General features: G+C 69.6%; 10 protein-coding genes. 4 read left to right on the top strand and 6 right to left on the bottom strand.

The window, feature by feature from the left end:
* Positions 1 to 1,185 carry a cysteine desulfurase family protein gene (locus ACQCSX_RS07770; protein ID WP_427018432.1) on the top strand — a complete coding sequence of 395 codons (1,185 nt, stop codon included), beginning with the start codon at positions 1 to 3 and terminating at the stop codon, positions 1,183 to 1,185.
* On the opposite strand, the gene ACQCSX_RS07765 is transcribed toward ACQCSX_RS07770, so the two are convergent.
* Together ACQCSX_RS07765 and ACQCSX_RS07760 are read right to left on the bottom strand one after the other, a co-directional pair.
* The gene (locus ACQCSX_RS07765) at positions 1,130 to 1,663 is read right to left on the bottom strand and encodes a GtrA family protein (RefSeq protein WP_427018431.1); all 534 of its coding nucleotides are present in this window, start codon (positions 1,661 to 1,663) and stop codon (positions 1,130 to 1,132) included. The genes ACQCSX_RS07770 and ACQCSX_RS07765 overlap by 56 nt on opposite strands.
* Before the next feature lie 68 nt (positions 1,664 to 1,731).
* On the bottom strand, positions 1,732 to 2,568 hold the full coding sequence (locus ACQCSX_RS07760; RefSeq protein WP_427018430.1) for a fumarylacetoacetate hydrolase family protein: 837 nt from the start codon (positions 2,566 to 2,568) through the stop codon (positions 1,732 to 1,734).
* Between the two features lie 176 nt (positions 2,569 to 2,744).
* Between ACQCSX_RS07760 and ACQCSX_RS07755 the strand changes: the two genes are divergently transcribed.
* Positions 2,745 to 3,515 carry a hypothetical protein gene (locus tag ACQCSX_RS07755; protein ID WP_427018429.1) on the top strand — a complete coding sequence of 257 codons (771 nt, stop codon included), beginning with the start codon at positions 2,745 to 2,747 and terminating at the stop codon, positions 3,513 to 3,515.
* Here ACQCSX_RS07755 and ACQCSX_RS07750 read toward each other — a convergent pair.
* The 3 genes from ACQCSX_RS07750 to ACQCSX_RS07740 form a co-directional block, all read right to left on the bottom strand.
* A complete protein-coding gene (locus tag ACQCSX_RS07750; RefSeq protein ID WP_427018428.1) occupies positions 3,512 to 4,438 on the bottom strand; it encodes an oxidoreductase in 927 nt (308 codons plus the stop codon). The two genes, ACQCSX_RS07755 and ACQCSX_RS07750, sit on opposite strands and share 4 nt — an antisense overlap.
* A gap of 112 nt (positions 4,439 to 4,550) precedes the next feature.
* On the bottom strand, positions 4,551 to 5,006 hold the full coding sequence (locus ACQCSX_RS07745; protein ID WP_427018427.1) for a MarR family winged helix-turn-helix transcriptional regulator: 456 nt from the start codon (positions 5,004 to 5,006) through the stop codon (positions 4,551 to 4,553).
* Positions 5,006 to 6,145 (bottom strand): LLM class flavin-dependent oxidoreductase, encoded by a 1,140-nt coding sequence (locus ACQCSX_RS07740; protein WP_427018426.1) that lies wholly within the window; start codon positions 6,143 to 6,145, stop codon positions 5,006 to 5,008. The genes ACQCSX_RS07745 and ACQCSX_RS07740 overlap by 1 nt, the downstream gene beginning before the upstream one ends.
* 320 nt (positions 6,146 to 6,465) lie before the next feature.
* Here ACQCSX_RS07740 and ACQCSX_RS07735 point away from each other — a divergent pair, with 320 nt between their 5' ends.
* Both ACQCSX_RS07735 and ACQCSX_RS07730 read left to right on the top strand, forming a co-directional pair.
* Entirely contained in the window at positions 6,466 to 7,140 is a 675-nt protein-coding gene (locus ACQCSX_RS07735; protein ID WP_427018425.1) for a hypothetical protein, read from the top strand.
* Between the two features lie 65 nt (positions 7,141 to 7,205).
* Positions 7,206 to 7,403 (top strand): hypothetical protein, encoded by a 198-nt coding sequence (locus ACQCSX_RS07730; protein ID WP_427018424.1) that lies wholly within the window; start codon positions 7,206 to 7,208, stop codon positions 7,401 to 7,403.
* Positions 7,404 to 7,549: 146 nt separating this feature from the next.
* Here ACQCSX_RS07730 and ACQCSX_RS07725 read toward each other — a convergent pair whose 3' ends face one another.
* Positions 7,550 to 10,852, bottom strand: coding sequence for an efflux RND transporter permease subunit (locus tag ACQCSX_RS07725; protein WP_427018423.1), 3,303 nt, complete (start codon positions 10,850 to 10,852; stop codon positions 7,550 to 7,552).
* Positions 10,853 to 10,874 lie beyond the last annotated feature (22 nt).

The following is a 10,874-nucleotide window of genomic DNA, read 5'->3' as shown; positions in this document are numbered from 1 at the left end:
ATGATCTTTCTCGACGCCGCCGCCACCACCCCGGTCCGCCGCGAGGCCATCGAGGCCATGTGGCCGCTGCTGACCAGCCAGTTCGGCAACCCCTCCAGCCACTATGGACTAGGGGAGGAGGCGGCGCGGGCGCTTGAGGAGGCCCGGGAACGGGTGGCCGCCGTGCTGGGCTGCCTGCCCGGGGAAATCGTCTTCACCGCCGGCGGCACGGAGGCGGACAATCTGGCGGTGAAGGGCATTGCGCTGGCCCGCCGGGCCGAGGACCCGCGGCGCACCCGCGTGCTGGTCTCCGCCGTCGAGCATCCGGCGGTGGCCGAATCCGCGCACTATCTGGCCCGCGTCCACGGCTTTGCGGTCGACACCGTGCCCGTGGATGCGGACGGCCGGGTGGCGCCGGCGGCCTTTGCGGCCCTGCTGGGGCCCGACGTCGCCCTGGCCTCGGTGATGTACGCCAACAACGAGATCGGCACTGTCCAGCCCATTGCGGAGCTGGCAGCTGCGGCGCGGACCGCGGGGGTGCCCTTCCACACGGACGCCGTGCAGGCGGCCGGCTGGCTGCCGCTGGACGTGGCGGCCCTGGGGGTGGATGCCCTGAGCATCTCCGGGCACAAGCTGGGTGCACCCAAGGGGGTGGGGGTGCTGTTCCTGCGCAGCCGGATCCACGCCGAGCCGCTGGTCCATGGCGGCGGCCAGGAGCACGGCGCCCGGTCCGGGACGGAAAACGTGGCCTTCTCGGCGGCACTGGCGGCCGCCCTGCGCCTGGCCGAGGCCGAGCGGCCGCAGGCCCACGGGCGGGTGGCGGCGCTGCGGGAGGATTTCATCGCCGCGGTGCTGGCCCGGGTCCCCGAGGCGCGGCTGACCGGCCACCGCAGCGAGCGGCTGCCCTCCGTGGCGTCCTTCGTCTTCCCGGGCACCAGCGGGGAATCGGTGCTGCTGGAACTGGAGCGCGCCTCCGTGCTGTGCTCCTCCGGCTCCGCCTGCGCGGCGGGCTCGGATGAGCCATCGCCGGTGCTGCTGGCCTGCGGGATCGCCCCGGAGGTGGCCCAGACGGCGCTGCGCTTCAGCTTTGGTGCGGGGATTGCGGCCGAAGACCTGGACGCGGCGGTGGAAAAATTGGTGGACGCGCTCGCTACAGTGCGCGGGCGCGGCGCACGCGGCGGAAGATCCAGTAGCGCAGCAGCATAAACCGCGTTACGGCGGCCACCACATTCGCCCCCGTGATCACCACCAGCTCGGTGGCCATGCTGGCGTCCGGGGCCAGCTCGTGCAGCAGCCAGAGGCTGCCGCTGCTCAGCCCCAGGGCCAGCAGCATTACCCACAGGCCGCGGCGCTGGTCCTTGACCCAGTCCTTGATCCCGGAGATGCCAAAGCTCATCCGCCGGTTCAGCTCCGTGTTCAGCACGGAGCAGAGCACCAGTGAGATGCCATTGGCCCACTGCACGCCGGTCGCCGGCCGCAGCGCGGCGAAAATGGCCACGGAGGTGGCGGTGCAGATGACGGCCACCACCAGGAACGAGCGCACCTGGTGGCGGAGCGTGGCAAAACGCCGGGGATCGGCGGCGCCGGTGCGCACCGGCCAGGGGAGGGTCGGCTCGGACAGGGTGTGTTCGACCCCGGTCCCGGGTGCCGGGACCGCCGCGTCGTCCTCCATTGTGGTTGCCATGCTCCTAAGATTCTGCCACTAGTCCGAGGGCGGACCATGCACCGGCTGTGAACCGGCTGTGGCCAGGACTAGAGGGCCACCACGGGGTTGCTGAGATCGCCTATGCCTGCCACGCGGCACACCACCGTGTCGCCGGGAGTGATCTGGCGGCACTCGGACGGGAATCCGGTCAGCACCACATCCCCCGGGTGCAGGGTCATGAAGGAGCTCAGGTAGACCAGGATCTCGTCCACGCCCCAGCCCAGGTCCTTGCTGCTGGCCGCGGCCAGTTCGGTGCCGTTGTGCACGATGGAGATCGCGGCGTCGGCGTCGTCGAGGCCGACGACGATCCACGGGCCCAGCGGGGTGAAGGTGTCCTGGCTCTTGGCACTGATCCACAGCTCGTCCGATTTCTGCAGGTCGCGCGCGGAGACATCGTTGCCGATGGTGAAGCCCAGGATGGCGTCCCGGGCGTTGTCCAGGGTGAGGTTGCGGCTGTGCGTGCCCACCACCACCGTCAGCTCGGCCTCGGGGTCCACATAGCCCACGGTGGAGCTGAGCACGATGGCCTCGCCGGGGCCCACCACGGAGGTGGCGGCCTTGTGGAAGGCCTGCGGCGGCAGGGCGCGGCCCGCGGCGCCGGTGTTGTGTGCCATGCCGAAGACATTGGCCGGGGAGCAGGGGGCCAGGAAGGTGAACTCGTCCTCGGGAACGGTGTTGCCCACGGTCCAGGCGCCGCGCGCGGGGCTGTTCTGGTTGGCCCAGGAGCCGGTGAACGGCGTCGGGACGATCTCCCAGACGCTTCCTTCGGCGGAGGCGAAGTCCGCGGCGTTGTTGCGGACGAAGAACTGTTCGTCCATCCCGGGGGTGCCGGCAACGGAATCCAGCGGGCGGACACGGGCGATGCGGTAAACGGCGGAAGTCATGCGGACATCCTACCTTCCGGGGCGATCCCCGCGCCCAGATTACGCCGCGGCCGCTACGCTCCCGCACCGCCCGGCGCGCCCCGGCGGGGGACTGCCGCCGGCCGCGGTGCGGGGCTAGGATGGCCCGTACCAGCCGGTTCCGGTCTCGGCGGCTGCTGGCACCGGCAGGAGGCATCATGGCACAGCGGGCGTTGATCCTGGGCATGGCAGTGGCGGCAGTGGTGGCCCTGGCCGGTTGCGACGGCGGCAGTGCGCCAGCGCCCTCGGCCACGCAATCGACGGCGGCTTCAAGCCCGGCAGGTTCCACGGCGGCCGCGTCCACCAGCGGCACGGCAGGACCGTCGTCGTCGGCGGCCACATCCGGCGGCGCACCCACGGCCGGACCCACGGCGTCGGCGTGGAAGACCTACACCGACCCGGACCGCAAGATCAGCTTTGAGCTGCCGCAGGAGTGGACCACCCAACGGCCCACGGCCACCGCCGTGGCCGAAACCACCGTGGAGGTGAAGAATTCCGCCGGCGAGGTGGTGGCCACCTTCAAAACCAGTCCGGCGGTCCTGGGCGGCGGCTGCGCGCCGGAGGACGCCCGCGACTACACGGTGTTGGCCAGCGTGCCGATGGGCATTCCCTCCACCAGCGACGACGGCGGCGCGGTCTCGCCGCGCTTCGTCTACCGCCTGGTGCAGGGAACCACGGCGTTCTATGCCTCCTACGGCATCACCGACCACATCGCCGGCGCCGGGGGCAAGGCCTGCCAGATCTACAACACGGTCAGCGACACCGGGATGGGGCACTACATGTTCGGCGATGTGCAGGAGTTCTCCGGGACGCCCGATGGCGCCGCCGGACTGCGCACCTTCGACACCCTGGCCCAGGCGCAGGCCTATATGCTCACCAGCGAGTTCCAGAACATCGCCCGGATGATCACCTCGCTGAAGGTCGGCTAGCCGCCCACCGGGGGCAGGTCCGCGAAGTGCACCTGGGTTAGGGCCTCGCTGACCTCCCAGAGGCGAAGCGCCACCAGGTGGTCCGCCACGCGGGCCGCCGGCGCCTCGATGGAGACTCCGCCGGCGGCGGCGCCGTAGAGCCCGCTGGGGCCGTAGAAATCGCCGCCGCGCACATCCGCGGCGGCGGCCGCATAAAGCACCGGCAGCACGGCGGTGCTGCCGGGCTGGGCGGTGAGCCTCATGACGGCACCGGTGATCAGGGCCAGCGGGTCGCGTCCCATGCTGGCCGGCAGGTTGGTGTTGGCCACGCCCGGATGCGCGGCGGCGACGATGATGTTCTCCCCGTGCTCGTACAGCCGGCGGGCAAACTCCATGGCGAAGTAGAGATTGGCGATCTTGCTTTGGCTGTAGGCCTGCCAGCGCCGGTACCGGCTCTGGCTCATGAGGTCGTCGAAATTGATCACGCCGCGGCGGTGGGCGATGCTGGAGACCACCACCACCCGGGCGGCGGGGGCACGGCGCAGCGCCGGGAGCAGCAGGCCACTGAGCGCAAAATGGCCCAGGTGGTTGATGCCCAGCTGCTGCTCGAAGCCGTCCACGGTGGTGGAGCGGGGCGGGGCCATCAGCCCGGCATTGTTGACCAGGATGTCCAGCGGCCCGTCCCACCCGGCGGCGAAGGCCCGCACCGAATCCAGGCTGGCCAGGTCCAGCTCGGCCAGCGTGGCGGTGGTGGTGCCGGTGGTGGAGCGGATCCCCTCCAAGGCCGCCCGGCCGCGCTCCATGTTGCGGCAACCGAGCGTCACCGCGGCACCCTTGGCAGCAAACGCCAGCGCGGCCGCGAAGCCCAGACCGCTGTTGGCCCCGGTGACCAGCACGGACTTGCCCTGCTGGTCGGCCATGGTGCCGGCACTGAATCCCTGCACTGGCGCACTCCTTTGCCGGGCAGCGGCGCCCCGGAGGACCCGGACCGTGTGGCTGCCTCCGTCCAGCATAGAACGCCGCCGCGCCCGCCGGTGCCGGCGGGCGCGGCGGGGGCTACTTGCCGGTGACGGCGGTGCGCAGCTTGGTGGTCAGCGCCAACAGGGTGTGCATCTCGTCCTCGTCCAGCCCCGCGCCCAACAGCTCGGCGACGTGCTTGACGTGCTCGCGGCCCACTTCCTTTTGCAGGGCGGCGCCGGCCTCGGTCAGGCCGATCAGCACGCCCCGGCGGTCGCCGTCGGCGGTTCTGCGCTGGATGAGCCCGCGCTTTTCCATCCGCTCCACCATGCGCGAGATGCTGGGCTGGGAGATCAGGACCTTGTCGTTGAACTCGTTCAGCCGCAGCCAGCCGCTGGGGCAGCGGGTGAGGGTGTACAGGATGTCGTACTCGCCGGCGCCCACCTTCTTGAACGCCGGTTCCTGGCTCAGCTGGCGCATGATGGTCACCTGGGTGCGGAAGAGCGACTCCCAGGTCTCCGTGGCCAGCCTGCGGTGGGTGGCAGCGCTGGCCATCAGAGGGCCGCCGATGCGTCAACGGCCGCCGTGGCGTCCGTGTCCGCAGTCTTCGCTGCCAATTTCTCTGCCAAGGCAGCCTTGCGGTTGGCAAAGGTGGGGGCATCGGGGATGTGGGCGGGGCGGCGGGCGGCAAACTCGGCGCGCAGCGTGGGCAGCACCTCGGCGCCGAAGAGGTCCAGCTGCTCGAGCACCGTCTTCAACGGCAGACCGGCGTGGTCCACGAGGAAGAGCTGGCGCTGGTAGTCGCCAAAGTAGTCGGCAAAGGCGAGTGTCTTCTCGATCATCTCCGCCGGGCTGCCCACGGTCAGCGGGGTCTGCGAGGTGAAGTCCTCCAGCGACGGGCCGTGCCCGTAGACCGGTGCGTTGTCAAAGTAGGGGCGGAACTCCTTGACGGCGTCCTGGGAGTTGGGCCGGATGAAGAACTGGCCGCCCAGGCCCACGATCGCCTGGTCCGGCGTGCCGTGGCCGTAGTGGGCGTAGCGCTCGCGGTAGAGGTTGATCAGCTGCTGGTAGTGCTCCTTGGGCCAGAAGATGTTGTTCGCGAAGAAGCCGTCGCCGTAGTACGCGGCGATCTCGGCCACCTGGGGCGTGCGGATGGCGCCGTGCCAGACAAAGGGGGCCACGCCGTCGAGCGGGCGGGGGGTGGCGGTGAAGCCGCGCAGCGGAGTTCGGTGCTTGCCCTCCCAGTTGACCACTTCCTCGTCCCAGAGGCGGCGGAGCAGGTTGTAGTTCTCCACCGTCAGTTCCACCGAATTCTGGTTGTTCTTGCCGAACCAGGGGTAGACGGCGCCCATGTTGCCACGGCCCAGGACCAGGTCCACGCGGCCATCGGCCAGGTGCTGCAGGGTGGCAAAGTCCTCGGCGATCTTCACCGGATCGTTGGTGGTGATCAGCGTGGTGGAGGTGGAGAGGATGATCCTCTCCGTCTGGGCGGCGATGTAGCCCAGGATGGTGGTGGGGGAGCTGGGGTAGAACGGCGGGTTGTGGTGCTCGCCCGTGGCAAAGACGTCCATGCCAATGTCCTCGGCATGCTTGGCGATGGTGGTGATCGCCTTGATGCGCTCGTGCTCGGTGGGGGTCCGGCCGGTGGTGGGGTCCATGGTGATGTCCCCGACGCTGAAAATCCCGAACTGCATTTTTCTCTCCTCAGCCCCCGGGAGAAACCACCCGGAGATATATGCGTTTGCATCTAATATACTGCTCAACCGGGCCCGGCGGCAATATGTTCCCGGGCGGGCGTGTGAGGCGCGGCACCTGCGGGAGCAAGTGGGTGGGCCCACGGATGCGAGGGCCCCACAGTGAGCGTGCGAGCTGCGGGAGCATCTGGGGCGCGCCAACTGCACAAAACCGGCGGATTCCGTGCAGTTGGCGCGCCTCAGTTGCATTCTCCGGCAGTCAAGCGGGCCAGCTGTGGACAACTTCTGCGCCGTTGCCGGGAAATTGCGATCATGGGGCCATGTTCGATCCCGATCGATTGCCGCCCCAGCTGCGCGAAGGACCCTTCACTGTCGCCCAAGCGCGTGCACTGAAGCTCACGGACGGCCAGCTGCGGCACGGACGGATCCTGCGGCTCAGCCGCGGCATCCGGTCACTGGACGACGACGGCGATGCCTCGCTGGCGCTGCTGGCCCGCCCCTACAGCCTGGTCACCGGCTATTCTGCCGTGTCCCACGAGACGGCCTTCCGGATCTGGGGCTTCCCCGGTTTCCTCCCGCCGTCGGTCAAGCCCGGGATCCACATCGCACGGCAGTCGCCGCACACCACGCTGCGCCGTGTTGGAGTGGTCGGCCACAAGACCGCATTCTTCGATGGCGAGGTGGTCTTTACCGATGGGTTCTGGATCACCACCCGCGTCCGGACGTGGCTTGACTGCGCCCGGCGCATGGCCATCGACGAGCTGACGGTTGTTGCGGACCATTTGCTGCGGCGGCCGCGCCCACAATTCGAGGGCCGGTCCGAGCCCTACGCTGTCAGGGCGGATCTTGAGCAGATTCTGGACCGCCACAAGGGACGCCGGGGATCCGCAAAGCCAGGCTCGCCCTGGACCAGGCCCGGGCCGGTGCCGACTCTGCGCCGGAGACGAGGCTCCGGTTGGCGTTGGTCCGGGCAGGCCTCCCGGAACCGGACCTGAACATAGCCGTCCCTCTGGCCGGCGCCGTCGAACGTGAACCCGATCTGTCGTTTCCCGAATTCAAAGTGGCTGTGGAATACGAAGGCCGTGGACACTCGGATCCGCTGCAGATCGAACGGGACATCAGTCGCGAAGAGGACTACCTGCACGGCGGTTGGACCCAGGTGCGGATCTCCAAGCGCCACATGGACAATGATGCCCGCGCCGCCGTCGCCAAGGTCCGGAGGGCGCTGCGCGACTCCGGTTGGACGGGATGCAACTAGGGCGCACTAACTGTACGAAATCCGCGGATTTTCAACAGTTGGTGCGCCCCAGTTGCTCCCACAGCTCCCGGGCTCCCACAGCTCGCGGGCTCGCTGCGGGGCCCTCGCAACCGTGGGCCCACCCAGTTGCTCCAGGCTAGCCGGGGCTACTCGTTTGGGGCGGCGCGGCGGCCGCGGACCTTCGGGATGGCCCCGGTGGTCCAGTCCTGCGAGGCCGGCACCAGCACGGAGGCCATGGCGGGGGTCTTGCCGTTGTTGTGCACCACGGTGGCGACGGGCTGGTGGAGCACATGCAGCGATTTCACCAGGGCCTTGCGCTCCCGGCGGCCCTCCACCAGGCGGTAGAGCACCGGCACCAGGACCAGCGTCAGGGCGGTGGAGGAGACCAGCCCGCCCACCACCACAATGGCCAGCGGCTGGGAGATGAATCCGCCGCCGCCCGTGGCGCCCAGCGCCATCGGCGTCAGGGCGAAGATGGTGGCCAGCGCCGTCATCAGGATCGGCCGCAGACGCTGCCGGGCACCATGCTCGATGGCATCGGCGACGTTCATGGCCGGCCGGTCCGCCGAGGGTCTGCGGTACTGGTTGATGAGGTCGATCAGCACGATGGCGTTGGTGACCACAATGCCCACCAGCATCAGCATGCCGATCAGCGACGGCAGCCCCAGCGGCACCTGGGTCACCAGCAGCAGGGCGATGGCGCCGGTGGCGGCGAAGGGGATGGAGACCAGCAGGATCAGCGGCTGGATGAGCGACTTGAACGTGGCCACCATGATCACGTAGACGATGGCTATGGCGGCCAGCATCGCCAGCCCCAGCTGGCCGAAGGATTCCGCCTGCTGCGTGCTGGCTCCGCCGACGGCGGCCGTGGCGCCGGCCGGGAGCGTGGCATCGGCCAAGCGCTTGGCGACGTCGGCGCTGAGCGCCCCCAGGTTGCTGCCCGAGGGTGTGATGGAGACGGTGGCGGTGCGCTGGCCATTGGCGGAGGTGACGGACAGCGGGGTGTCCACCTGCTGCACGGCGGCCACGCTGGCCAGGGCGATGGGTCCGGCGGGCGTGGGCAGTTGGACGGCGCGCAGGGCCTCGACGCTGGTGAACGCCGTCCCGGTGCCAATGAGCACCCGGTAGTCGGTGGTGTCGATGCGCACCGTGCCGCCCGGCAGCGGGGAGACGGTCCCGGCCAGCAGGCCGGTGACCTGCTGCTCGGTCAGACCCTTGGCGGCGGCCTTGGTCCGGTCCACCGACACCTGCACCACCGGCTGGGCCGCGGAGAGGTTGGAGGTGACGCTGGCGGCGCCGGGGATGCCCGACATGGCGGCGGTTACGGCATCGGCGGCGGTCTGCAGGTCCGCTCCCGTGGAGGCCTTGATGGTGACGTCGACACTGTTGGAGGTGCCGAAGCCGCCGCCGGCGGAGCCCATGGTGATGGTTCCGGCGCCGGTGGTGGTCTTCAGCGCGGCGCGGACCGTCTCGGCCAGTGCCCCCTGGTTGGCCTTCTCGTCCGTGACCACCTGGAACGACGCCGTCGAGGCACCGGCCGAGCGCAGCGCGGAGAAGCCGCCGGAGGCGTTGCCGATGGTGACCTGGACGTCCTTCACGCCCTCGATCCCCTTCAGCTTGTCCTCCACCGTCTTGGCCGCCGCCGAGGTTGCCTCCAGGCTGCTGCCCGGGGGCAGGGACTGCTTGATCGAGAGCGAATTCTCGCCGGAATTGCCCAGCAGGTTGGTGGGCAGCAGCGGCGTCATGGCCAAGGTCCCCACCAGGATCAGGACGCCCGCCACCAGCGTGATGACGGGGTGCCTCTGGGTCTTGGCCAGGACGGGCAGGTAGCCGCGCTGCAGCCAGGAGGCACGTTCCTTGGCCTCGACGGCGTCCAGCAGCGCCTTGCCCGCCAGCGCCTTGCCGGCGCCGGAACCGCCCAGGGCGCCGGGACCGCCAACGGTGCCGGCGGCGCCGCTGCCCGGCTGCGGGGACTTCAGGAACCAGTACGCCAGCACCGGCACGATGGTCAGCGCCACGGCCAGGGAGGCCAGCAGGGCAATGGTCACTGTCAGCGCGAACGGCCGGAAGAGCTCGCCGGCCAGGCTGCCCACGAAGGCGATCGGCAGGAACACCGCAACGGTGGTCAGCGTCGAGGCCGTGACGGCCCCGGCCACCTCGCGGATGGCGGCGAGGATGGCCGTGCGCTTGTCCTCCCCGTAGCTGAGGTGCCGCTTGATGTTCTCGATCACCACGATGGAATCGTCCACCACCCGCCCGATGGCGATGGTCAGCGCCCCCAGGGTGAGGATGTTCAGCGAATAGCCGGTGGCCCACAACCCGATGAAGGTGATCAGCAGCGAGAGCGGAATGGAGATGGCCGTGACCAGCGTGGAGCGGACGGAGAGCAGGAAGAGCAGGATCACGACGACGGCGAAGCCCAGCCCCAGCAGGCCCTCGGTGGTGAGGTCCTTGATGGACTTCTCGATGAACGGCGCCTGGTCCAGCACGGTGGTGAATTTCGCGTTGGACCCGAGCGCGGCGGCCAGGGCGGGCAGCTGCTCCTTGACCTGGCGGGAGATGGCGACGGTGTCGCCCTCGGGCTTCTTGGTCACCGAGAGCGCCAGCGTGGGCAGCCCGTTGGTGCGCGTGATGGAGGTGGTGGCGTCATCGGCAATGTTGACATCGGCGACGTCGCCAATGGTCGCCGGTCCGCCGCCGGCGGACTTGGAGCCGGCCAGCGGCAGCGCCTTGACGGCGTCGAGGGAATCCACCGGGCTGCCGGCCTGGACCGGGAGCGTGCTGCCGTCGCCGCTGAGCGAGCCGATCGGCACCAGCGCGCCGTTGCTGGACAGGGCGCTGGCGATGGCGCCCGGGCCCACGCCCGCCGCTGACAGCTTGCCGGCATCGGGCAGGATCGCGATGTGCGCCGCATTGGCGCCCGTGACATCGGCGCTGCGCACGCCCTCGATCTTGAGCAGCGCGGGCACCACCAGGCGTTGCAGGTTCGAGTTCAACTCACCCAGGGACTTGTCCGAGGACACGGCCAGAAAGACGATCGGGAAATCGGCGATGGAGCCGGCGATGGCCTGCGGCTGGACGGAATCCGGCAGTGCGGAGCGCGCGTTGGAGATGGCACGGTCGATCTGGTTCCGGGCACGGTCCAGATTGGTGCCGTAGGCGAAGGCCAGATTGATCGTGGACAGCCCGCTGCGCGAGGTGGCGGTGCTTGATTCCAGCCCCTCGACGGCGCCCAGGGCGGCATTGAGCGGCCCGCTGACCTGCTTGTCCACCACGTCGGGGGACGCGCCGGGCATGGCAGCGACGACGGTGATCTGCGGGAACTCGATCGAGGGGATGAGCTCCTGTTTCAGGGAACCGAGCGTGATGACGCCGAACACCACCGCAAAGATGGTGATGAGTGCGATCAGCGCCCGGTTTCCGAGGGACATTTTGGCAAGGCGGAACATAAGTACACTCCCAAAGGTGCTG

This window comes from Pseudarthrobacter sp. P1 (assembly GCF_050156935.1).
In the GTDB taxonomy this organism is placed as follows: Bacteria; Actinomycetota; Actinomycetes; order Actinomycetales; family Micrococcaceae; genus Specibacter.
This window is presented reverse-complemented; position numbering and strand designations above follow the sequence as displayed.